Genomic DNA, 23,291 nt, shown 5'->3' with positions numbered 1-23,291 from the left:
GCACCCCACCGCGCCTGCGCAAACGAGTGGGCGCGGCACGGCCCCGCCACGTACCATGGAGAGGCCGCATCGTCGTCCCTGAAAGGCCGCCCGTCCTCGGGCATCCATGACCGACTCACTCCCCAACGCCACCGTCCCCGCAGCCACGCGCCCGGCACCCACCCGTCACACGGTGGTCGTGCCCAACAGCATCGACATGGTGACCCTGTTCGGGCCGGGCGACGAGCACCTCGGCATCATCGAGAAGCGGCTCGGCGTCACGATCCATGTCCGGGGCAACCGGATCACGCTGGCCGGTGACGTCCACGAGATCGAGCTGGCCGAGAAGCTGATCGACGAGCTGGTCGCGATCCTGCGCACCGGCCAGGGCATCACCGCCGAGGTCGTCGAGCGCGTCGAGGCGATGCTGCGCGTCCAGACCGCGACCTCCGAGCGGCCCGCCGACATCCTCTCGCTCAACATCCTGAGCAACCGCGGTCGCTCCATCCGGCCCAAGACGCTCAACCAGAAGCGCTACGTCGAGACCATCGACAAGCACACGATCACCTTCGGCATCGGTCCGGCCGGCACCGGCAAGACCTACCTCGCGATGGCCAAGGCCGTGCAGGCGCTGCAGGCCAAGCAGGTCAACCGGATCATCCTGACCCGCCCGGCGGTCGAGGCCGGCGAGCGGCTCGGCTACCTGCCCGGCACGCTCAGCGAGAAGATCGACCCCTACCTGCGCCCGCTCTACGACGCGCTGCACGACATGCTCGACCCCGAGTCGGTGCCCAAGCTGCTGGCCGCCGGGACCATCGAGGTGGCGCCGCTGGCCTACATGCGCGGTCGCTCGCTCAACGACTCCTTCATCATCCTCGACGAGGCGCAGAACACCACGCCCGAGCAGATGAAGATGTTCCTGACCCGGCTCGGGTTCGGCTCCAAGATCGTGGTGACCGGTGACGTCACCCAGGTCGACCTGCCGTCGGGCACCACGTCGGGCCTACGCATCGTGGAGAAGATCCTCGACGGCGTCGAGGACCTCGCGTTCGTACGGCTGACCAGCCACGACGTCGTCCGCCACCAGCTCGTGGCGCGGATCGTGGCGGCGTACGACGACTTCGATGCCAAGAAGGAATCGCAGAAGGTGGCCAGGAAGGCCGTCAAGAAGGGCGACCAGGAGTGACCATCGAGATCCTCGACGAGTCCGGCAGCGGTCTCGACGTGAAGCACTTCTCCCAGCTGGCGCGGTTCGTGATGGACCAGATGCGCGTCCACCCGCTCGCCGAGCTGTGCATCAAGGCGGTCGACGAGGACACCATCGCCGAACTCAACGAGAAGTGGATGGAGAAGGAGGGCCCGACCGACGTGCTCGCCTTCCCCATGGACGAGCTGCGGCCCGGCCTGGTCAACGAGGAGCCCGAGGAGGGTGTGCTCGGCGACCTCGTGCTGTGCCCGGCGGTCGCCGAGCGACAGGGCGAGACGGCCGGCCACGGCACCCTCGCCGAGCTCGAGCTGCTCACCACCCACGGCATCCTGCACCTGCTCGGCTACGACCACGCCGAGCCGGAGGAGCACAAGGTGATGTTCGGCCTGCAGGACCAGCTGCTGGCCCAGTGGCGGGCCCAGCCGGCCACATGATCGCCGACAGTCTGTGGCCGCTGGGAGCAGCGGCTGTCCTGGTGGTGCTCGCGGGCCTGTTCGCCGCGGCGGACGCGGCGCTCGCCGGCTTCTCGCGCGCCCGCGCGCAGGAGATGGTGGGAGAGGGCAGGGCCGGCGCGCGGCGCCTCGTCGTCGTGCTCGAGGACGCGCCACGCCACCTCAACACCGCGCTTCTGCTGCAGCTGCTGTGCGAGATCGCGGCCATCGTCGTCGTCACGCTGTACGTCGACGACCGGCTCGACTCCTCCTGGTGGGCCCGTGCCGGCGTGGCCCTCGGGATCATGCTGGTGGTGTCCTTCGTCGTGATCGGCGTCGCGCCCCGCACCGTCGGCAGGCAGCACGCCGAGACGGTCGCGACCGTGTGCGCCTGGCCGCTGTCCGCGCTCACCACCGTGCTGGGCCCGATCCCGCGGCTGCTGATCCTGGTCGGCAACGCGATCACGCCCGGGCGCGGCTTCCGCGAGGGCCCGTTCCAGACCGAGACCGAGCTGCGCGAGCTGGTCGACATCGCGGAGGCCTCCGAGCTGATCGAGGCCGACGAGCGCAAGATGATCCACTCGGTCTTCGAGCTCGGCGACACCACCGTGCGCGAGGTGATGGTCCCGCGCGGCGACGTGGTCTACATCGAGTGCCACAAGAACCTGCGCCAGACCATGTCGCTGTTCCTGCGCTCCGGCTTCTCGCGGGTCCCCGTCGTCGGTGAGAACCTCGACGACGTGCGCGGCATGGCGTACCTCAAGGACGTCGTCCGCCGCGACTTCGAGGCCCCGGACGTCGAGCTCACCCAGAAGGTCGAGGAGGTCATGCGACCCGCCATCTGGGTGCCCGAGTCGAAGCCGGTCGACGACCTGTTGCGCGAGATGCAGCTGCGCCGCCTCCACGTGGCGATCGTCGTCGACGAGTACGGCGGCACCGCCGGCCTGATCACCATCGAGGACCTGCTCGAGGAGATCGTCGGCGAGATCACCGACGAGTACGACGAGGCCGAGGTCGAGGTCGAGCACCTCGGTGACGGCATCGACGACCCGCACAGCAAGGTGCGGGTCTCCTCGCGCTACCCGGTCGACGACCTCGACGAGCTCTTCGGCTTCACGATCGAGGAGGAGGACGTCGACTCCGTCGGCGGCCTGCTCGCCAAGCACCTCGGCCGGGTCCCGATCCCGGGCTCGGTGGTCGAGGCGCACGGCCTGCGCTTCGAGGCCGAGCACGCCGCCGGGCGCCGCAACAAGATCGGCACCGTGCTCATCTCGCGCGTTCCGCAGGACGAGCCGATTGCCGAATGACAGGATGCGGGCCGTGCCTGTGCTGCGTCGAGCGGCGGTCCCGCTCCTGATCTGGGTGGCCGGCGCGACCTACTGCTGGTGGCGGATCCCCGTCGGCGCCCGCAACCGGATCTGGGCCGAGGACGGCGTGATCTTCCTGCAGGGCAGCCTCGACGGAGCCCCGGTCTGGCAGTCGTACGACGGCTACCTGCACGTCGTGCCCCGCCTGGTGACCGACCTGATCGCCGCCATGGTCCCGGTCGGCTGGTGGGACGTCGCGCTGACCCTCGCCGCCGTGGGCCTGGTCGGCCTGGTCGGTGCGCTGACCTGGCTGCTCACCGAGGACGTGATCGAACACCGCTGGGTCCGCGGCCTGGTCGCCCTCGCGCCGGCGCTGCTGCCGGGCGGCGCCGCCGAGGTGCTCGGCAACCTGGCGAACCTGCACGGCTTCGGGCTGTGGCTCGCGTTCTGGCTGGTGCTGCACCGCCCCGCCTCCCGCGCGGCTGCCCTCGCCTGGGCGGTCGCCGGGCTTCTGGTGGGGCTGACCGAGGTCGTCGTGGTCCTGCTCGCTCCGCTGATGGTCGTCGGCTGGCGCGACCGGCTGCGCTGGCTCCCGCGCGCCGGCCTGCTGCTCGGTGCCCTCGCCCAGATCGTGACGACAGTGCAGCACCCACGCCCGCCGCGTGGCGACATCGACTGGTCGCTCCCCGGGCTCGTGGTGGGCTTCGCCGGCCAGTCCGGTTCGGCCCTGTGGGCCGACACCGTCGAGCCCGCGGCCCGGATCGTCGACGAGGTGGGCCCGGCGGGTGCCTTCCTGCTCCTGCTGCCGGCGGCGGTCTCCCTCGCACTGGTGCTGCGACGCGGCAGCGGCATCCAGCGCACGGCCGCCGTCGGCCTGGTCCTCCTCGCCGGCCTGGTGTGGAGCGCCAGCCTGGCCGCGAACGCCTATCCGATGACGTTCGCCGGCTGGAGCGGCGACGACTGGCGAGCCGGCGGGCTCCTCCGCTACGCGGCGTCGTCGGGCCTCTTCCTGTTCGCCGTGCCCCTGCTCGCCCTGGACCTGGCCCGGACCCGCGCGCACCACCTCGTCAGCGCGGCGGTCGTCCTCGTCGTGCTGACCGTCGCGGTGCTCGCGGCCCGGCCCGCCCTCGTGGTACGCGACCAGGGGCCGGCCTGGCCGACGACCGCCGAGTTCTCGACGCTGTGTGCAGCCGCGGACCGGAGCGTGGTGGTCCAGGTCGCGCCCGACCTGTCCAACTGGAGGGTGCGGGTGCCCTGCGACCGCGTCGATCGCTGAGCTGTCAGCGGCCGAGCAGCACCCACGGGTCCTCGCGCCGCCACACGGTGGGGAAGTGCAGCCCGACCCCCTGCTCGTCCGCGAGGCGGCCGAGCACGGCCATCGTCGCGTCCAGGTCGTCGCCGAGGTACGGCAGCGCCCGCAGCGGCCTGTCCAACGGACGGAAGAAGTCGTCCCAGTGGATGAGCACGACCTGCCGGGCGCCGACCGCCTCGACCGTCTCGGCCCAGTACTCCGCGATGTACGCCTCGTCCTGCACCCCGAGCTGCCCGATCCCGAGATAGGCGACGTCGGCGTGCCGGCCGGCGAGCGCCCCGGGCCGGAACCCGGCGCTGCCCTGGACCAGGGCGCTGCGACCGCTGTCGTGCTCGACCAGGATCGACCAGGCCTCGCCGCACCGGTAGGCGTCGGTCCTCACCGGCGGTACGACGGGCGCCGTGATCGTGCCCGGGTACCGGTCCGGCGGGCAGTGCTCGCCCTCGACCCAGGTCAGCCGGAAGCCGCCGACGGTCATCGGCTCGCCCGGCACGACCACGTCGATCCGGTCGTCGGGGAGCCCGCCGCCGCGGCCGACCTGGGCGACCGACGTACCGCCGGCGAGGCGGGCGCCGGTGCGCCGCGCCACGACGGCGGAGTCCATCACGTGGTCGAAGTGGGTGTGGACCGGTGCGACCACGGCCACCCGGTCGATGCCCGCGCGGGCCAGGGTCGCCTCGATCCGCGCCTCGTCGGGGGCGAGCCGTCCGAGTGCGACGCGGGGGAGGGAGGGCCGGGAGAAGAAGCCGTCGGTGAGCACGGCGGTGGTGCCGTCCTCGAACAGCAGAGTCGCGACGCCGAGGAAGGTCACCGTGGGGCCGTCGGGCCGCGCGGACGCCTGTGGCAGGCCGAAACTGTCGGCGTACCGGCCGATCTCAGGGCGCCCCAGCCGCAGCCGCAGGCTCAGGGACCGCACGCGTGGCCGCCTCAGGCGCCCGGGACGATCCGGATGTCGCGCTCGGCACCGTCACCGAGGGCGGCCAGCGCCTCCTGGTAGGCCGGGGTGTCGTGGGCCGCCCGGGCCGCCTCGATGCTGTCGAACTCGATGAGCACGGCACGCTCGTGCAGTCCGGCCTCGTAGACCTGCTCCGGCAGGCCGCGAGCGAGGAACCGGCCGCCGGCGGCCGTCAGTGCCGGGACGGACAGGGCGGCGTAGGCGGCCATCTTCTCGGCGTCGGTGATGGCGCGGTAGCTGCTGATCCAGTAGGCGGGCATGCCGCCATCCTGCCGCAGCCTGCTCCGCCGCACGGCAGCGGAGGGCGCCGGCACGTCCGAGGGGTGGGACGACCATTGACCCTGACTGACCGTTCAGTCACGGTGGTCCACGTCACATTTGTACGTCATTCAAAGTCGAGGTTGCGATGACCACTGTCTCCCCCTCCGAGCCCGTCGACCCGGTCGAGCTCACCGCGCCGGTGGCCGGCCTGACGCCCGTCCTGGGCGTCAAGGCCGCGATCCTGCTGACCATCTCGTGCATCACCCCGGCGTCGAGCCTGTTCATCATCGTGCCGACGCTGCTGGCCTCCCAGGGCTCGGGCGTGGTGCTGACGATCCTGGCCGGCGTCCTGGTCTCGGTGGGCGTCGGCGCCTGCTACGCCGAGCTGGGCACCCGCACGCCCAGCTCCGGCGGCGAGTACGCGATGGTCACGCACACGCTCGGGCGCCGCCTCGGCTGGCTGACCTTCGTGCTGACCTGCGCGACGCTCGTCGTCATCCCGCCGGTGATCGCCCTGGGCACCGCCGACTACCTCGCGCCCGTCCTCAGCCTCGACCGGGCCACCACGGGTGCCGTCGTCATGCTGCTCGCCACCGCAACCGCGGTGCTCGACATCAAGGCCAACGCGATCGTCACCAGCGCCTTCCTCGCCATCGAGACCCTCGCCGCCGCGGTCGTCGCCTACCTCGGCTTCACGCACAGCGAGCGCAGCGTCAGCACGCTGTGGCACCCCCAGGCGCTCGACGGTGCCGGGCACCTCGCACCGTTCTCCCTCGGCATCCTCCTCTCCGGCCTCGCCGTGGCCATGTTCGTCGCGAACGGGTTCGGCACCGCGTCCTACCTGGCCGAGGAGATCATCGACCCCCGACGCAATGTCGCCCGCGCCGTCTTCGGGTCGCTGTTCATCGGGTCGCTGATCATCGTGATCCCCACCGCGGCGACGGTGCTCGGCGTCGCGGACCTGCGCGACCTGGCGACCGGCACCTTCCCGGACTTCGTCACCGCCTGGGGCGGCTCGCGGGTCTCCGCCGCGATCAGCGTCGGCATCGCCGTCGCGATCCTCAACGCGGTCATCGTGATGGTGCTCCAGAACGGCCGCGTCATCTACGCCTCGGCCCGCGACCGCGCCTGGCCCGACGCCGTCAACAAGCGGCTGAGCCGGCTGCACCCGCGCTTCAACTCCCCGGCCGCCGCGACCCTCGTGATCAGCCTGCCGGGTGCCGTACTGGCCTACCTGGTCGACATCGAGTCGCTCCTCGGCGTCACCTCGGTCACCGTCTCCGCGGTCTACCTGCTGCTCGCGCTCGCCGGCCTCGCTGTCCGCCGTACGCCGCACCCCGGCTGGCGGATGCCGCTGTGGCCGCTCCCGTCGGTGCTGGTGATCCTGGGGGTCGGGTACGCGCTGCTCGAGTCCGCGCGCGCCGACCTGTTCATCGTCGGCGGCATCGTGCTCGCCGCCCTCGCCTACGACCAGCTCTACCTGCAGCCGCGCCGCGAGACCCACTTCGTGGTCGACGCCAAGGAGGACCGATGAGCATCGACACCCTGCTCACCGGCGGCATCGTGCGGCCGCTGGCCGGCGAGCGCGCGGTCGTCGACAGCATCGCCCTCGCCGGCGACCGCATCGCCTGGGTGGGCGACCTCGCCGACGCGCCGGACGACGTACGGCGGGCGGCCCGGAACGTCGACCTCGCCGGACGCACCGTCCTGCCCGGCTTCGTCGACGCCCACAACCACGTGCGCCTCGGGTCCGACGCCGCCTGCGCCCAGCTGGCCGGTGCGGAGACCCTCGACGAGGTCGCGCGCCGGCTCCGCGACTGGTGCGCAGCCAACCCGGGCGAGGGCTGGGTGGAGGGAGAGGGCTACGGCTATGCGGGGCTCGAGGACGGCGCCCACCCCACCGCCGCGATGCTCGACGCCATCGTCGCGGACCGGCCTGCCGCGGTGTTCAGCTACGACGTCCACACGCTGTGGCTCAACACCGCGGGACTCGAGGCCCTCGGCGTCACCGCGGCCGACCAGCCGTTCGGCACCGCCGAGCTCGACGACCGGGGTCGGCCCACCGGCTTCGTCGCGGACTTCGCGGTCAAGGGCCTGGCCCGCGCCGGCATGCGCGCGCTGAAGGAGCGCGGCCTGCCGTGGGCGAGCACCGACCGGCAGTACGAGCGACTGCTGACGAGCCTCGACCTCGCCGTCGCCAGCGGCATCACCACCGTCGTCGAACCGCAGAACTCGCCCGACGACCTCGCCCTGTTCGAGCGCGCCCGCGACGAGGGCCGCCTCGGGCCGCGCCTGGTCCTGGCGATGTTCCACCCGCCGACCACCACCGACGCCGACCGCGCCGAGTTCAAGGCACTCGCATCGACGTACGCCGACGACCGGATCCGAGTCGGGCCGCTCAAGCTCTACATCGACGACGTCGTCGAGCCGCACACCGCGGCGCTGCACGAGCCGTACGCCAACGAGCCCGACACGCGGGGCCGCACCTACTACGACCCGGCCGTCTTCGCCGACCTGGTCACCCGCCTCGACGCGGAGGGCTTCCAGCTGTTCGTGCACGCCACCGGCGACCGCGGCATCACGACGGTCCTCGACGCGGTCGAGGCGGCGCGCACCGCGAACGGCCCCAGGGACGCTCGCCACCAGGTCGTCCACGTCGAGTGCCTGCGGCGCAGCGACCTGCCCCGGTTCGCCGAGCTCGGCGTGGTCGCGTGCATGCAGCCGCGTCACGCGAGCCCGGAGATCGCCGGCCCCGGCCACGCCTGGGCCGAGGCGGTCGGCGAGGCCCGCTGGCACCAGGCCTGGCCGCTGCGCTCGCTGCAGGAGCACGGCGCGGTGCTCGCCTTCTCCAGCGACTGGAACGTCGCGGAGATGGAGCCGATGGTCGGCGTCCAGTGCGCCGTCACCCGCGCCCCGCTCGACGGCGGCACGCCCTGGCAGCCCGAGGAGGCGGTCACCGTGGACGAGGCGATCCGCGGCTACACCCTCGGCAGCGCCACCTCCGTGCACCTCGAGCACGACCGCGGCACGCTCGAGCCCGGCAAGCTGGCCGACCTCGTCGTCCTGGACCGTGACCCGTACGACGTACCGCCGGGTGAGCTGGCCGGGGTCGCTGTCCACGAGACCTGGGTAGCGGGGGAGCGGATGCACCGGGCCTGACCCGGGGGGCCTGACGCGACCTGGCGGGACCGGGGCGGTCGGGCTCTGGAACACTCGTCCTATGCCCGACCTCTCCGCCGAGGACCACAAGCTCGTCACCCTCGCCCGCGCCACCCGGGCCCGCATCCAGGCCGCCGAGGGCGCCGCCGTCCGCGACTCCGACGGCCGCACGTATGCCGCCGCCACCGTCGACCTGCCCTCCCTGCAGCTGACCGCGGTCCAGGCCGTCGTCGCCATGGCCGTCGCCTCGGGCTCGACCGGCGTCGACGCCTGCGTGGTGCTCGGCGACGCGCAGGACCTCACCGAGCCCGACGCGGCCGCGCTGGGGGACTTCGCCGGCGCGAGCGGCGTCGTCGTGCACGTCGGTGACGCCCGCGGCACCATCTCCGCGACCGTCTCGCCCTGACCCGACCCGAGCCTGGACGACGAAACTGGCGCTGGGACGAGGATGCTTCCTCGTCCCAGTGCCAGTTTCACCGGCCGGCCGGTGAAACTCCCGAGCCGGCCATGACAGATGTCATGCCCCGGTCGTGACGACTGCCAGAGGTACCGGGCCCCGCAGCCGACGAGGCTGGGAGCATGACGACGACCACGAACCTGTTGGCGGTCCGACTGGCCGGGGTGACCAAGGACTTCGGCCAGGTGCAGGCGGTGCGGGGGATCGACCTCGAGCTGCACCCGGGCGAGATCGTGGCCTTCCTCGGCCCGAACGGGGCGGGCAAGACCACGACCATCGACATGGTGCTCGGCCTGAGCCGACCCACGACCGGCACCGTCGAGGTGCTCGGCCTCGAGCCGCGCAAGGCGATCGCCCGGGGCCTGGTGTCGGCCGTGATGCAGACCGGCGGCCTGCTCAAGGACCTCACCGTGCGCGAGACCGTGGCCTACACGGCCAGCCTGTTCGCCGACACCCGGCCGGTGGACGAGGTGCTCGAGCGGGCCGGGATCAGCGGCATCGCCGAGCGCCGGGTCGGGAAGTGCTCGGGCGGTGAGCAGCAGCGGCTGCGGTTCGCGATGGCGCTGCTCTCGGACCCGGCCCTGCTGCTCCTCGACGAGCCCACGACCGGCATGGACGTCGAGGGCCGACGCTCGTTCTGGAGCGCGATCCGCGCGGACGCCGCCACCGGCCGCACCGTCATGTTCGCGACCCACTACCTCGAGGAGGCCGACCAGTACGCCGACCGGATCGTCCTCATCAGCAAGGGCCGGGTCGTCGCCGACGGCACCGGTCCCCAGATCCGGGCGCTCGCCTCGGGACGCACGATCCGCGCCTGGCTGCCGGGCGCCGACAACACGGCGGTCGCCGCGATCACCGCGCTGGGCGGCGTCGACCACGTCGACCTGCGCGGCGAGTCGGTGACCATCCACGCCAAGGACAGCGACTCGGTCGCCCGCTACCTGCTGACCGAGACCGACGCCCGCGACGTCGAGATCACCGCCCAGGGCATCGAAGAGGCCTTCCTCAGCCTGACAGGAGACAACGCATGAGCACGAGCGCCACGAGCACCATCGACCCGACCACCCGCCGGGTCCCGCCGCTGGGCGGGTTCAACCCGACCGTGCTGCGCATCGAGCTGCGCCGGATGCTGCGCAACCGCCGCACCATCATCTTCACGCTGCTCTTCCCCGGCGCGATGTTCCTCGCCTTCGGCGGCCAGCACGGCTGGCAGGACAAGGTCGGCGACGGCAACGTCGCGGCGTACATCCTCGCCTCCATGGCGCTCTACGGCTCCGCCCTCACCGCAGCCGCCGGCGGCTCGATGGTCGCCCTCGAGCGCTCCCTCGGCTGGTCGCGCCAGCTGCGCCTCACCCCTCTCAACCCGGTCGTCTACATCCTGATGAAGGCCCTCGTCGCGCTGGTCATGGGCGGACTCGCGATCGCCGCGGTCAACCTCGTGGGCATCCTCCAGGGCAAGGCGCAGATGCCGACCCACGTCTGGGTCGAGTGCGCCGTCGTCACGCTCTTCTGCACGCTGACCTTCGCCGCCCTCGGCGTCTTCATCGGCTATGTCGTCCCCGGCGAGAACGCCATGCAGATCCTCGGTCCCGGCCTGGCCCTCCTCTCCTTCCTCGGTGGTGTCTTCGTCCCGCTCGACAACTATGCGGAGACGGTCCGACAGATCGCCTACTGGACGCCGATGTACGGCGTCGCCGAGATCGCCCGGTGGCCGCTGACCCACGAGCTGCCCTGGTACGCCGTCGTCAACGCGGTCGCCTGGTTCGCGCTGTTCGTGGCCGGCGCGGCGTGGCGGATGAGCAAGGACACCGCCCGGGTCTGACCCGGGCCCGGCCGAGAAGGACCAGCGGGGGCTAACGTGACGACCGTGGAGACGCCGGGCCAGGACGCGACGCCGCGCCCACTGGGCAGGCTCGGGCCGATGTTCGCGGCCATCTGGCTGGCCTTCCTCCTCGACCCGGCCCGCGCCGCCTGGAGCGACCTGCCGGCGCCGCGCGCCTGGCTGGGGCTGGTCGCGACCCTCGTGTTCGCGGGGACCTACCTGTGCCTGTGGATCGCCATGCGCGCCGACCGGGCCCGGCTGGTCCAGGTACCGCCGCTGGGGACCCGGCTGGTGTGGACGGCCGCCCTGGCCGGCCTGGCGGGGGTCATGGTCGCCGCCCTCGGCCAGGTCGGCACGGCCAGCGTGGTCTACCTCGCCGTCACCGTGGTGATGCTCTACCCCGCGGTGGTCTTCGTGCCGACGGTGGCCGCGCTCGCGGCGGCGGTCCTGGTCACCGGCGTCACCGTGCCCGGCTGGGAGCACAGTCCGTGGCTGGCCTTCTCGATCATCGCCGCGTCGCTGGCCGTCTTCGGTGTGCGCTCGATGATGAACCGCAACGTCGAGCTGATCCGGGCCCACGCCACCAACGCCGAGCTCGCCGCCGAGGGCGAGCGCAACCGCCTGGCGCGCGACCTGCACGACATCCTCGGCCACTCGCTGACCGTCATCACGATCAAGGCCGAGCTCGCCGGACGGCTCTTCGACGCCGATCCCGAGCGCGCGCGGCAGGAGATCGGTGACCTGGAGCGGTTGAGCCGCGACGCCCTGGCCGACGTACGACGGGCGGTGGAGGGCTATCGCGAGCTGACCCTGCCCGGCGAGCTCGCCCGGGCCCGGACGGCGCTCGAGGCCGCCGAGATCGAGGCCCGCCTGCCCAACAGCACCGACGAGGTCCCCAGCGAGCTGCGCGAGCTGTTCGCGTGGACGGTGCGCGAGGGCGTGACCAACGTGGTCCGGCACTCCGGTGCCCGCCGCTGCGAGGTGCTGCTCGCGCCGGGCCGGGCGGAGGTCCGTGACGACGGCACCGGGCCGGGCGCCGTACCGTCGCGCGGGTCGGGGCTCAACGGCCTGCAGGAGCGCGCCACCGCGCTCGGTGCCCGACTGGTCACCACTCGGCTCGATCCCGGCTGGTCCCTGGCGGTGGTCGTCGAATGACCGGTCGAACGGGCATCCGCCTGCTCCTCGCCGACGACCAGGCCCTGGTCCGCGGCGCCCTGTCCGCCCTGCTCGGCCTCGAGCCCGACCTCGAGGTGGTCGCCGAGGTCGGCACGGGCGAGGACGCCGTCAGCGCCGCCGCCGAGCACACGCCCGACGTCGCCCTGCTCGACGTCGAGATGCCCGGCATGGACGGGATCGCCGCCTGCGCGGCGGTGCGCGAGGCGAGTCCCGGCACCCGGGTCCTCATCGTCACGACCTTCGGCCGTCCCGGCTACCTGCGCCGCGCCCTGCAGGCCGGTGCCTCGGGGTTCGTCGTCAAGGACACCCCGGCGCCCCAGCTCGCCGACGCCGTACGACGCATCCACCGGGGCCTGCGCGTCGTCGACCCGGCGCTGGCCACGGACTCGCTGCTGACGGGGGAGTCGCCGCTGACCGCCCGGGAGACCGACGTGCTGCGTGCGGCTCGCGACGGGGCTTCGGTCGCGGCGATCGCGGGAGAGCTCTTCCTCTCCGAGGGCACCGTGCGCAACCACCTCTCTGCGGCGATCGGCAAGACCGGCGCGACCAACCGCACCGAGGCGGTTCTCGTCGCCGTCGGGAATGGCTGGCTGTGAAAACCACTTGGCCTTGGCAGACGCCACTGGTTGAGTGAGGTCAACCACCCGGCTGCCCGTTGTCCGAGGACAGGAGTATTTTCGCAACATGGCAAACCGCTCTTGGGAGGAGCACGCGCGGGCCGTCCAGCGGCTCTCCGACTCCTACGCCGCGATCCCCGCCGGCCAGCCGGTCCGCCTCGCGAAGCGGACGACCAACCTGTTCCGCGCCCGCGCGGCCACCACCGCGCCGGGTCTCGACGTCAGCGGCCTCGCCGGCGTGATCGAGGTGCTGCCCGACGGACCTGACGGCCCGGTCGCCGAGGTCCAGGGCATGTGCACCTACGAGGACCTGGTCGACGCGACCCTGCCCCACGGCCTGGTGCCCCACGTCGTCCCGCAGCTGCGCACGATCACTCTCGGCGGCGCCGTGACCGGCCTCGGCATCGAGTCGACCAGCTTCCGGCTCGGGCTGCCCCACGAGTCGGTGCTCGAGATGGACGTCTTCACCGGCAGCGGCCAGGTCGTCACCACGCGCCCCGGCGACGACCTCTTCGACAGCTTCCCCAACTCCTACGGCTCGCTCGGCTACGCGACCCGGCTGCGGATCAAGCTGGCGCAGGTGCCGCCGTACGTCGCCCTGCGCCACCTGCGCATCGACGATGCCGACCTGCTCGCCAAGACGATCGCCGAGATCGCCGCGACCCAGGAGTACGACGGAGAGCCGGTCCACGGTCTCGACGGCGTCTCCTTCGGCCCCGGCGAGCACGTCCTGACGCTGGCGCGGTGGACCGACGAGCCGGGCGCGACGTCCGACTACGCCGGGCAGCAGATCTACTACCGCTCGCTGCAGACCTGCGACCGCGACCGGCTCACCTTCCACGACTACCTGTGGCGCTGGGACACCGACTGGTTCTGGTGCTCGGGCGCCTTCGGCGCGCAGAACCCGCGGATCCGCCGGTTCTGGCCGCGCCGCTACCGGCGCTCCGACGTCTACATGCGCATGCTCCACCTCGACCGCCGCTTCGGCATCGCCGACCGGCTGGACGCTCGCGCCGGCCGCCCGCTGCGCGAGCGGGTGGTGCAGGACATCGAGGTCCCGGTCGAGCGGCTGGGCGAGTTCCTGGCCTGGTTCGACGAGGAGATCGGGATGCGGCCGGTCTGGCTGTGCCCGCTGGCGACCACCCGGCCCTGGCCGCTCTACCCGCTCGAGGCCGGCAAGGTCTACGTCAACGTGGGCTTCTGGGGCACCGTCCACGTCGGACCCGACGCGGTCGACGGCCCGCGCAACCGTGCGATCGAGGCCAAGGTCCACGAGCTCGGCGGCCACAAGTCGCTCTACTCCGACGCCTTCTACGACAAGGACACCTTCGACGCGCTCTACAACACCGCCCGGCTCGCGGCGGTCAAGCGCGTCCACGATCCCGACGACCGACTGACCACTCTCTACGACAAGGCGGTGAGGAGCCGATGACGGCTCAGCCTGGCAAGGGCATTGCTCCCACGATCGCATCCCTGTTCCCCGGGGGGCTGCCCCTGTGGCTCAAGGCGTACGACGGGTCCTCCGCGGGGGACCTCGACCTGCCGTACGGCATGGAGCTGGTCAGCGAGCGCGGCCTCTCCTACATCATGACCGCGCCCGGCGACCTCGGCCTGGCGCGGGCCTACGTCGCCGGCGACCTGGTCCTGCACGGGGCCCACCCCGGCGACCCGTACCCCGCGTTCTCGCTGCTGAAGGACCACACCGACTTCGGCATCCCCGGCCCACTCGAGCTGGTCGGCATCCTGCGCTCCCTCGGTCTCAGCCACCTCGTCCCGCCGCCGCCCCCGCCGCAGGAGCACCTGCCCGCCTGGCGCAACCGCCTCGAGGGGCTGCGTTCGCTCAGCTGGTGGGGACGCCACTCCCAGGAGCGCGACGCGGACGCGATCCACCACCACTACGACGTCTCGAACGCCTTCTACGAGCACGTCCTCGGTCCCTCGATGACCTACACCTGTGCGGTCTACCCGACCGACGACACCACCCTCGAGGAGGCGCAGGCCCACAAGTACGACCTGGTCTGCCGCAAGCTCGACCTGCAGCCCGGCCAGCGCCTGCTCGACATCGGCTGCGGCTGGGGCGGGATGGTGCGCCACGCGGCCCGGCACTACGGCGTCAAGGCGCTCGGCGTGACGCTCTCGCGCGAGCAGGCCACCTGGGCCCAGGAGGAGATCAAGAAGCAGGGCCTCGACGACCTCGCCGAGGTGCGCCACTGCGACTACCGCGCCGTCGAGGAGGGCGACTTCGACGCGGTCAGCTCGATCGGTCTCACCGAGCACATCGGCATCGCCAACTACCCGGCGTACTTCTCCTTCATGCGCGACAAGCTCAAGCCCCAGGGCCGGATGCTCAACCACTGCATCACCCGCCACGACAACATCGACCGGCGCACGGGTGCCTTCATCGACCGCTACGTCTTCCCCGACGGCGAGCTCGCCGGCTCCGGCACGATCGTCACGGCGGTCGAGGACGCGGGTCTCGAGGTGCAGCACCACGAGAACTTCCGCGTCCACTACGCGAAGACCCTCGCCGGCTGGTGCCAGAACCTCGCCGACAACTGGGACGCCTGCGTCGCCGAGACCGACGAGGGCACCGCCCGGGTGTGGGGCCTCTACATGGCCGGCTCCCGGATCGCCTTCGAGCGCAACGAGATCCAGCTCCACCACGTGCTCGCGACGCGCACCGACGACGGGGCGAGCGGCTACCCGCTGCGGCACGAGTTCTGACCCCGCCGCACCGCACGCCACGACGACCCGGGACCTAGGTCCCGGGTCGTCGCGTTCTCGTCCGCGCCGGTTCCGCAGGTGCCAGACTCCTCGACCTGGGGGCGGTGCTGCGTCGTGCGCACTGGACGACAACACAGCTTGGGGAACGATCATGACGATCGGTCGTGTGACGAGGCACGCAGTGGCAGCGACGAGCTGGGTCGGAACCGGGTTGCTCCTGGTCGTCTCGGCCTTCCCGGCCACGGCGGTCGCGCCGGGTGTCCCGGCACGCAGCTCCTGCACGATCGCCGGCACCCCCGGCCCCGACGTGCTGGTGGGCACCTCCGGACGCGACGTCATCTGCGGCCTGGGTGGCAACGACCGCATCTCCGGCGGCGGTGGTGACGACGCCATCAGCGGGGGTCCCGGCGACGACGTGATCGACGGGGGAGCCGGCGACGACCTCGTCTGGGGGAGCAGCGGCGACGACGTGCTGCGCGGCGGCGGCGGTGCCGACCGCCTGTTCGGCGGCGCGGGCGACGACACACTCCGCGGCGCGGCGGGCGACGACCAGCTGCACGGTGGCCCCGGCGGCGATGTCCTGCGGGGCGGACCCGGGGCCGACGCCCTGTACGGCGGGCGCGGCGACGACCGGCTCGACGGCGGCCCGGGCGCCGACGACCTCGGCTGCGGCAGGGGCGCCGACACCGCCGTGGGTTCGCCCGACGACGACCTCGGCCGCAGTTGCGACGACGACGCCACCCCGCCCGTCACGCCGGAGCCGCCGAACGCGCCCGGCGCACCCGTCGCCGTCGACGACACCGTGGTGACCGACGAGGACACCGTCCTCGAGCTGCCCGCGAGCGGCGCCGGCAGCCCGGTCGCGAACGACACCGACCCCGACGGCGATCCGCTGAGCGTGACCTCGGTGGCCGGACCCGTCGGCGGCGCGGTGGTGCTCACGGGCGGCGTCATCCGATTCACGCCCCTGGCCGACCTGTGCGGCACCGGTGCCGGACGGTTCGACTACACCGTCGGCGACGGGACCGGTCGCACCGACGCCGGCCGGGTCACGGTCGACATCACCTGCCAGCCCGACGACCCGACGGCCGTCGACGACGTCACGACGGTCGGCGAGGACGCCGCGGCGACCACTGTGGACGTGCTCGCCAACGACGCCGACATCGACGGCGATCCGCTCGCCATCGCGTCGGTGACCCAGCCGGGCGACGGCACCGTCGTCATCACCGGTGGCGGGACCGGCCTGACCTACCAACCGGACGCCGACTTCTGCACGGACCCGCCGGGGACGACCCCCGACACGTTCACCTACACGCTCACACCGGGCGGCGCCACGGCGACCGTCTCGGTGCACGTGACCTGCGTCGACGACCCGCCGGTCGCCGTCGCGGACAGCGACACCGTCAGCGAGGACGCGTCGGCCAGCGCCGTCGACGTCCTGGCCAACGACACCGACACCGACGGTGGCCCCCGGAGCATCGTGTCGGTGACCCAACCGGGCCACGGCACCGTCGCGATCACCGGCGGCGGTGCGGGCCTGACCTACCGTCCCGCGGCCGACTACTGCACCACCGGGGCCGGCGGGAGCGCCGACACGTTCACCTACACGATCTCCGGAGGCTCGTCCGCCTCGGTCGCCATGACCGTCACCTGCGTCGAGGACCTGCCGATCGCCGTCGACGACAGCGAGACGGTGCTCGAGGACGCGGCCGCGACCCCGTTCCTCGTCCTCGGCAACGACACGGACGCCGACGGCGACGCGTTCACCATCGGGTCGGTCACGCAGCCCACCAACGGCGTCGTGGTGATCACCGGGGGCGGCACCGGGCTGACCTATGCGCCCTCCGCGGACTACTGCAACAGCGCCCCCGGAGGAGCGGCAGACACGTTCACCTACTCCCTGGCCCCTGGCGGGGACTCCGCGACCGTCGCCGTCACCGTGACCTGCGTGGCGGACGCGGCGACCGCCGTCGACGACACTGCCACGGTGAGCGAGGACAGCGGCGCGACTGCCGTATCCGTGCTCGCCAACGACCTCAACCCCGACGGGCTCACCCTGTCGATCACCAGCGTGACCCAGCCGGCCAACGGCGTCGTGGTCATCACCGGCGGCGGCACCGGGCTGACCTACGCGCCCACTGCCAACTACTGCAACACCCAGCCCGGGGGCACCCCCGACAGCTTCACGTACACGATCACCGGCGGCACGACCGCCTCGGTCGCCATGACCGTCACCTGCGTCGTGGACCCGTCGGTCGCCGTCGACGACGACGTGACGATCACGGAGGACCAGGCCGGTCCGCTCACGGTGATGGCCAACGACCAGATCGGCGACGACTCGCCGCAGATCATCTCGGTCACCCAACCGGCCGACGGCACCACGACCACGAACGGCTCCACGGTCGGGTACACGCCCCACGCGAACTACTGCAACACGCAGGCCGGCGGGACGGCCGACACGTTCACGTACACGATCACCGGCGGCAGCACCGCGACCGTGGCCGTGACCGTCACCTGCGTCAACGACGCCCCGACGGTCGCCCCACTCACCCTGAGCGCCGCTGCGGCCGCCGTGGGCAACACCGTCCTGGTCGTCGACGACCCGACCGACGGCGTGCCCTCCGCGGCCGGCCCCCGCAAGACCACGACCGCCGATGTGCTGTCCGGTGCGGACGACGCCGAGACGCCTGGCACGGTCACGGTCGTCGCGGCCACCGTCAGCACGACCCAGGGCGGATCGGTGACGCTGCAGGCCGACGGGGACTTCGTCTACACCCCGCCCGCCGGCTGCATCGCCAGCGACGGCTTCAGCTACCAGGTCACCGACAACGACCCCGACGGCGCTGCCACCGGCACCGGCACGGTGACGATCCCGCTCAGCGGCTGCGTCTGGTACGTCGCCAACAACGGCGCCGGCGACAGCGGCACCTCCACCGAGCCCTTCGACACGCTCGCCCAGGCCCAGACCGCTTCGGGCACCGACCAGACCATCTACGTCGACGCCGGCGACGGCACCAGCACCGGGTACGCCGCCGGGGTCACCCTGAAGACGAACCAGCGGCTCCTCGGGGAGGTCGAGGACCTCGTCGTCGACGGCGTCACCCTGAGCACCGGCGTCGCCGGGCAGCGGCCCCTGATCACGGCGAGCGGGGCCGACGTGGTGACCCTCGCGGCCGGCAACACCGTCGCGGGCCTGACCCTCGACCCGTCCGGCACCAGCAGCGGCATCGCCGGTGCGGCCGGGGACTCGGGCGGCGTGCTGCGGAACCTGCGCGTCGTGGACACCGGCGCCGCCGGCACCAGGGCCGGCATCTCGCTGGTGAGCACGACCGGCGCCTTCTCGCTGCAGGACGTGGTCATCGACAACACCGCAACGTCCGGCTCGGGCGGGGCCGCCGGGCTGCAGCTGCAGGGCACCGGCGCCGTGAGCGTCCAGGCCGCCGACGTGCGGACCAAGGGCGGCCCGGCGGTCGACGTGACGAACGCGGCCGGCTCCACCCTCTCCTTCGGCGAGGTGACCTCGACGGGCAGCACGACCAAGGGCGTCAACCTCGACGGCCTCGGCAGCGGCACGTTCAGCGCCACCAGCGGATCCGTCTCCGGCGCCCAGGTCATGGCGTTCGACGTCAACGCCGGAAGCGGTGCGATCACCTACCCCGGCCCGATCACCGACGGGACGGGCGGCACCCTCGAGGTGACGGGACGTTCCGGCGGGACGATCACCCTCAGCGGCTCGCTCACCGACGGCGCGGACGCCGGCGGCGGCATCGCCCTCAGCAGCAACACCGGCGGCACCACGGTTCTCAGCGGCGCCGCCAAGACGCTCAGCACCGGTGCGAGTACCGCGGTGTCGATGACGTCGAGTGCCGGCCACACGCTCACCATCACCGGCGGCGGCCTCGCCGTGACCACCACCACCGGCGACGGCATCCGGGCCGCCACCAGCGGCACTATCGCGGTGACCGGCACCGGGAACACGATCAGCTCGGGTGCCGGACGCGCGCTGTGGGTCACCTCCACCGGCATCGGTGCCACCGGGCTGACCTTCGCCCGGATCGACTCCACCGGTGGCGCCGGCGGCATCCTGCTCGCCGACACCGGCAGCGCCGGCTCGCTCACCGTCACCGGCACCGGCGGCACGTGCACCGCGGCGAACACCAGCGGGTGCACCGGCGGCACGGTCAGCGGCAGCACCGGCGCCGACAGCTCGAGCAGCACACCCGACGGTGCCGGCGTCGTCCTGAGCAACACGAAGGCGCCGTCGCTGACCCGCATGTGGATCCACGACCACAGCAACTACGCGATCCGCGGGTCCGGCGTCTCCGGCCTGACCCTCGCCAACAGCGTGGTCAACGGGACCAACGGGACCACCGGAGCAACGCCGTACGACGACTCGGCGATCCTGCTGCAGAACGCCACGGGCGCGGTCTCGGTCACCGACACCCACGTCAGCGGCGGGGTCGAGGACGGCCTGCGCGTCGACAACACGAGCGGCTCGGTCACCCTGACCGTCGACCACGTCACGTTCGGTGCCAACGGCGCGCTCACCGCCAACGACGCCCTGTCGATCATCACCGAGCCGGGCGCGGGCGCAGTGGACGCCACGATCACCGCCAACACGTTCAGCAGCGCCGCGGGCGACCTGCTCGGCGTCGACCTCAACGGCACCGGGACGTCGTCCCTGACGGTCACCGGCAACACCCTCTCGAACAGCCACCCGGCGATCGCCACCGGCGGCGGTGGCGTGTCGATCTTCCAGAGCGGCACCGGCGGCAACGCGACGATGGACGTCGAGAACAACACCTTCCGCGACGCCGTCGGGCCCGGTGTGCTGATCGTCAAGCGGGTCGGCATCGCCGTCCAGCAGGGCCTGTTCAAGAACAACACCATCGGTGTCAGCGGTGTGGCCAACTCGGGCTCGGCCGAGGGCTCGGCGCTCAAGCTCCAGCAGATGGGTGGGGGAGTGTCGACCTGGTCGGTCACCGGCAACGCGATCCGCCAGTACAACAACTTCGGTGTCGAGGTCCTCGCCGGTGGCGGGGCCGACCCGGAGCCCGGCTTCGTGAACGCCACGGTCACGGGCAACACGGTGGCGGAGCCCGGCACGACCCTCAGCACGCTGGCGATCCCGAAGAACGGCATCCACTACAACATCGGCACGCAGATCGGCGACAGCTTCACGGCCTGCGCCGACGTACGGACCAACGACGTCGCAGCGAGCGGGTTCGACCAGGCCGGCCCGGCGTCGACGTACGACATCCGAGTGCGGCAGCGCCAGGCGACCACTGTCCAGCTCCCGGGCTACGCCGGAGCGGCGGGGGACACCACCGCGGTGCAGACCTTCCTGGTGGCCAACAACCCGACCGGAGGGCCGACCGCCGCGGCGAGCAGCACGTTCCCCACGGGCGCCGGCTTCGTCAACGTCGCGTCCTGCCCCGCCCCGGCGGTCCCATGAGCCGTCAGCCGTTCCCCGTCCACCGCCCCACGACCGCCAGGAGACCCCGTGGCTGAGCCCTTCCTCTCCGAGATCCGGCTGATGTCGTTCAACTTCCCGCCCCAGGGCTGGGCGCTGTGCAACGGCCAGTTCCTGCCGATCAACCAGAACCAGGCCCTCTTCTCACTGCTCGGCACGACGTACGGCGGCAACGGGCAGACCACCTTCGCCCTGCCCGACCTGCGTGGCCGCGTGCCGATCCACATGGGCGGCGGGTTCACCCTCGGCCAGACCGGCGGCCAGGAGGCCCACACGGTGACCGTCGGCGAGCTCCCGGCCCACACCCACGCGGTCCGGGTCTCGGCCACCGCGACCGGAGGCACGGCCAGCCCGGCCGGCGCGTACCTCGGCGGCGCCAACAACGCCTACCGATCGGGTCCGGCGTCGACCTCCCTGAACCCGGCATCCGTGACGTCCGTCGGCGGGAGCCAGCCGCACGAGAACCGTCAACCGTTCCTGACCCTGAGCTTCTGCATCGCGCTCCAGGGCATCTTCCCGAGCCAGACCTAGGAGAACCGGTGGCACAACCCTATGTCGGTGAGATCCGGATGTTCGCGGGCAGCTTCGCCCCCGCCGGTTGGGCGTTCTGCAACGGAGCAGTACTCCCCATCAGCGAGAACGACGTCCTCTTCCAGCTGATCGGCACCACCTACGGTGGCGACGGCCAGGAGACCTTCGCGCTGCCCAACCTGCAGAGCCGCATCCCGATCCACATGGGCACCAGCACCGCGACCGGGACCACCTACCAGATCGGCGAGACCGGCGGCGTCGAGACGGTCACCCTGAGCACGCAGCAGATCCCGAACCACACGCACGCGCTGACGGCCGTGGGCGGCCAGCCGGGCAACCAGGTGTCCCCGGCCGGCAACCTGCCCGCGATGTCGCTCAACGTCGTCCCGTTCATCAACGACGTGCCCAACGGCAGCTTCGCAGCGGGCGCGATCGACCCGGTGGGCGGCTCCCAGCCGCACGAGAACATGCAGCCGTTCCTGTGCGTGAGCTTCATCATCTCCCTGTTCGGCATCTTCCCGAACCCGACCTGAGGACGGATCATGGCCGACCCCTTCGTTGCGGAGATCCGCATCTTCCCCTTCAACCTCGCCCCCAAGGGCTGGGCGTTCTGCGACGGTCAGCTGCTCCCGATCTCCCAGAACACCGCGCTGTTCTCGCTGCTCGGCACGTTCTACGGTGGCGACGGGAAGTCGACGTTCGCGCTGCCGAACCTGCAGGGCGCGGCGCCGCTGGGCCAGGGGCAGGGACAGGGGCTCTCCGAGCGGTTCCTCGGCGAGGCCTCCGGGTCGGAGACGGTCACCCTGATCCAGTCCGAGATCCCCGTGCACACCCACACCCTGCGCGCCGACACGGCCGACCTCGCGGACACCAGCACGCCGAACCCGAACGCCTCGTTCGCCCTGTCCTCGGGCGGCACGCTCTACCAGTCCGCGCCGACCGCGGCCGACTCGCTGGCCCTCTCGGCGCTGTCCGTCGCCGGTGGGTCGCTGCCCCACAACAACATGCAGCCCTACCTGACCTTCAACTTCTGCATCGCGCTGCAGGGCGTGTTCCCGCCGCGCGGATGAGGCTGCGATGACCACCCTGACCGTGCACGGCCGGGCCGTCCGGCTGCGGCCGGCGACAGCAGCGGACACCCCGCTCCTGGTCGAGGTGTACGCCGCCGGCCGGGCCGACGAGCTGGACCGGGCGAGCTGGCAGCCGGGGCAGCGCGAGGCCTTCGAGCGGATGCAGTTCGACCTCCAGGACCGGCAGTACCGGACCGCCCACCCACAGGGGTCCTTCGACGTCGTGGAGGTCGACGGACAGCCCGCCGGTCGGCTCTACGTCTCCGAGCGGTCCGAGGACATCCGCATCGTCGACATCGCCCTGCTGCCGGCGTTCCAGGGGCAACGGATCGGCAGCGCGCTACTGCGTGCCGTGACGGACCGCGCCGCCGCCGACGGCCGCACCGTCAGCCTGCACGTCGAGACCGGGCACCGGGCGAGTGCCCTCTACGAGCGCCTGGGCTTCCGGCAGGTCGAGGACCGAGGGATCCGGCGTCTCCTCGAGTGGCGCTCAGGCGAACGCGGCCTGGTAGCGGGTGCCCCCGGCGTCGCCGCCGACGGGGACCAGGAAGAGCGCGATCACGCCGAGGCCGGCGTGGCTGAGGTCGCGGGTGCCCTGGCCGAGCGCGGGCTGCGCTGGGCCGGAGAACACCAGGGAGAACTGCCGCCGCGGGGTGCCGTCCGGGCCGGGCCCGCCGAGCTCCGCGCCGAGCGTGGCCTCCGCGAGCGTGAGGGTGACCTCGGCGTCATCCGCGACGGTCGTCGTGAACGGCTCGCCCACGAGGCCGGAGAAGTCGTCGAAGTCCAACCACGCAGTCATGCAGCCAGCCT

General features: G+C 72.3%; 20 protein-coding genes and 1 pseudogene. 18 read left to right on the top strand and 3 right to left on the bottom strand.

Translation table 11 applies throughout. The features are described 5' to 3' along the window. The first annotated feature begins 106 nt into the window (after window positions 1-106). The 4 genes from FBY23_RS18180 to FBY23_RS18165 are packed head-to-tail and all read left to right on the top strand — an operon-like array spanning window position 107 to window position 4,200. On the top strand, window positions 107-1,165 hold the full coding sequence (locus tag FBY23_RS18180; RefSeq protein WP_141799426.1) for a PhoH family protein: 1,059 nt from the start codon (window positions 107-109) through the stop codon (window positions 1,163-1,165). Continuing rightward, window positions 1,162-1,620 carry an rRNA maturation RNase YbeY gene (gene ybeY, locus FBY23_RS18175; RefSeq protein ID WP_141799425.1) on the top strand — a complete coding sequence of 153 codons (459 nt, stop codon included), beginning with the start codon at window positions 1,162-1,164 and terminating at the stop codon, window positions 1,618-1,620. The genes FBY23_RS18180 and ybeY overlap by 4 nt, the downstream gene beginning before the upstream one ends. Beyond that, a complete protein-coding gene (locus tag FBY23_RS18170) occupies window positions 1,617-2,924 on the top strand; it encodes a hemolysin family protein (RefSeq protein WP_141799424.1) in 1,308 nt (435 codons plus the stop codon). Before ybeY ends, FBY23_RS18170 begins: the two co-directional genes overlap by 4 nt. Window positions 2,925-2,937: 13 nt before the next feature. Further along, entirely contained in the window at window positions 2,938-4,200 is a 1,263-nt protein-coding gene (locus FBY23_RS18165) for a hypothetical protein (RefSeq protein ID WP_141799423.1), read from the top strand. Between the two features lie 4 nt (window positions 4,201-4,204). On the opposite strand, the gene FBY23_RS18160 is transcribed toward FBY23_RS18165, so the two are convergent. Both FBY23_RS18160 and FBY23_RS18155 read right to left on the bottom strand, forming a co-directional pair. Next, window positions 4,205-5,152 (bottom strand): MBL fold metallo-hydrolase, encoded by a 948-nt coding sequence (locus FBY23_RS18160; RefSeq protein WP_222117864.1) that lies wholly within the window; start codon window positions 5,150-5,152, stop codon window positions 4,205-4,207. Between the two features lie 11 nt (window positions 5,153-5,163). Then, a complete protein-coding gene (locus FBY23_RS18155) occupies window positions 5,164-5,451 on the bottom strand; it encodes a DUF1330 domain-containing protein (protein WP_141799422.1) in 288 nt (95 codons plus the stop codon). Window positions 5,452-5,597: 146 nt separating this feature from the next. On the opposite strand from FBY23_RS18155, the gene FBY23_RS18150 reads away from it, so the two are divergent. The 14 genes and pseudogenes from FBY23_RS18150 to FBY23_RS26945 form a co-directional block, all read left to right on the top strand. Further along, window positions 5,598-6,986: an APC family permease gene (locus tag FBY23_RS18150; RefSeq protein ID WP_141799421.1), complete on the top strand. Its 1,389-nt coding sequence runs from the start codon at window positions 5,598-5,600 to the stop codon at window positions 6,984-6,986. Next, the gene (locus FBY23_RS18145; protein WP_141799420.1) at window positions 6,983-8,611 is read left to right on the top strand and encodes an amidohydrolase; all 1,629 of its coding nucleotides are present in this window, start codon (window positions 6,983-6,985) and stop codon (window positions 8,609-8,611) included. The genes FBY23_RS18150 and FBY23_RS18145 overlap by 4 nt, the downstream gene beginning before the upstream one ends. 61 nt (window positions 8,612-8,672) lie before the next feature. Continuing rightward, entirely contained in the window at window positions 8,673-9,017 is a 345-nt protein-coding gene (locus FBY23_RS18140; RefSeq protein ID WP_141799419.1) for a cytidine deaminase, read from the top strand. 173 nt (window positions 9,018-9,190) lie between these two features. Beyond that, complete coding sequence (locus FBY23_RS18135) at window positions 9,191-10,099, top strand: ABC transporter ATP-binding protein (protein WP_141799418.1); 909 nt, start codon at window positions 9,191-9,193, stop codon at window positions 10,097-10,099. Continuing rightward, window positions 10,096-10,890 carry an ABC transporter permease gene (locus tag FBY23_RS18130; RefSeq protein ID WP_141799417.1) on the top strand — a complete coding sequence of 265 codons (795 nt, stop codon included), beginning with the start codon at window positions 10,096-10,098 and terminating at the stop codon, window positions 10,888-10,890. Before FBY23_RS18135 ends, FBY23_RS18130 begins: the two co-directional genes overlap by 4 nt. Before the next feature lie 36 nt (window positions 10,891-10,926). Further along, on the top strand, window positions 10,927-12,045 hold the full coding sequence (locus FBY23_RS18125; protein ID WP_222117863.1) for a histidine kinase: 1,119 nt from the start codon (window positions 10,927-10,929) through the stop codon (window positions 12,043-12,045). Continuing rightward, the gene (locus FBY23_RS18120) at window positions 12,042-12,662 is read left to right on the top strand and encodes a response regulator transcription factor (RefSeq protein ID WP_141799416.1); all 621 of its coding nucleotides are present in this window, start codon (window positions 12,042-12,044) and stop codon (window positions 12,660-12,662) included. The genes FBY23_RS18125 and FBY23_RS18120 overlap by 4 nt, the downstream gene beginning before the upstream one ends. An 88-nt stretch (window positions 12,663-12,750) precedes the next feature. Beyond that, window positions 12,751-14,115 (top strand): FAD-binding oxidoreductase, encoded by a 1,365-nt coding sequence (locus FBY23_RS18115; RefSeq protein WP_141799415.1) that lies wholly within the window; start codon window positions 12,751-12,753, stop codon window positions 14,113-14,115. Then, window positions 14,112-15,407 carry a cyclopropane-fatty-acyl-phospholipid synthase family protein gene (locus tag FBY23_RS18110; protein WP_141799414.1) on the top strand — a complete coding sequence of 432 codons (1,296 nt, stop codon included), beginning with the start codon at window positions 14,112-14,114 and terminating at the stop codon, window positions 15,405-15,407. Before FBY23_RS18115 ends, FBY23_RS18110 begins: the two co-directional genes overlap by 4 nt. A 181-nt stretch (window positions 15,408-15,588) precedes the next feature. Beyond that, window positions 15,589-20,862 (top strand): Ig-like domain-containing protein, encoded by a 5,274-nt coding sequence (locus FBY23_RS18105; protein WP_160158284.1) that lies wholly within the window; start codon window positions 15,589-15,591, stop codon window positions 20,860-20,862. 48 nt (window positions 20,863-20,910) lie between these two features. Beyond that, window positions 20,911-21,411, top strand: a complete 501-nt coding sequence (locus tag FBY23_RS18100; protein WP_141799412.1) for a phage tail protein — start codon at window positions 20,911-20,913, stop codon at window positions 21,409-21,411. 8 nt (window positions 21,412-21,419) lie between these two features. After that, window positions 21,420-21,944, top strand: coding sequence for a phage tail protein (locus FBY23_RS18095; protein ID WP_141799411.1), 525 nt, complete (start codon window positions 21,420-21,422; stop codon window positions 21,942-21,944). Window positions 21,945-21,953: 9 nt separating this feature from the next. Continuing rightward, window positions 21,954-22,481, top strand: coding sequence for a phage tail protein (locus tag FBY23_RS18090; protein ID WP_141799410.1), 528 nt, complete (start codon window positions 21,954-21,956; stop codon window positions 22,479-22,481). Window positions 22,482-22,488: 7 nt separating this feature from the next. Next, window positions 22,489-22,932, top strand: a pseudogene (locus FBY23_RS26945) (GNAT family N-acetyltransferase); the annotation flags it as partial. A gap of 39 nt (window positions 22,933-22,971) precedes the next feature. Here FBY23_RS26945 and FBY23_RS26940 read toward each other — a convergent pair. Then, window positions 22,972-23,280, bottom strand: a complete 309-nt coding sequence (locus FBY23_RS26940) for a DUF6916 family protein (RefSeq protein ID WP_141801136.1) — start codon at window positions 23,278-23,280, stop codon at window positions 22,972-22,974. Between the last annotated feature and the right edge of the window lie 11 nt (window positions 23,281-23,291).

Origin of the sequence: Nocardioides sp. SLBN-35, assembly GCF_006715725.1 — a bacterium.
Lineage (GTDB): Bacteria > Actinomycetota > Actinomycetes > Propionibacteriales > Nocardioidaceae > Nocardioides.
Note: the sequence above shows the minus strand (reverse complement) of the source record. Positions and strands in the feature narration are given on the sequence as shown.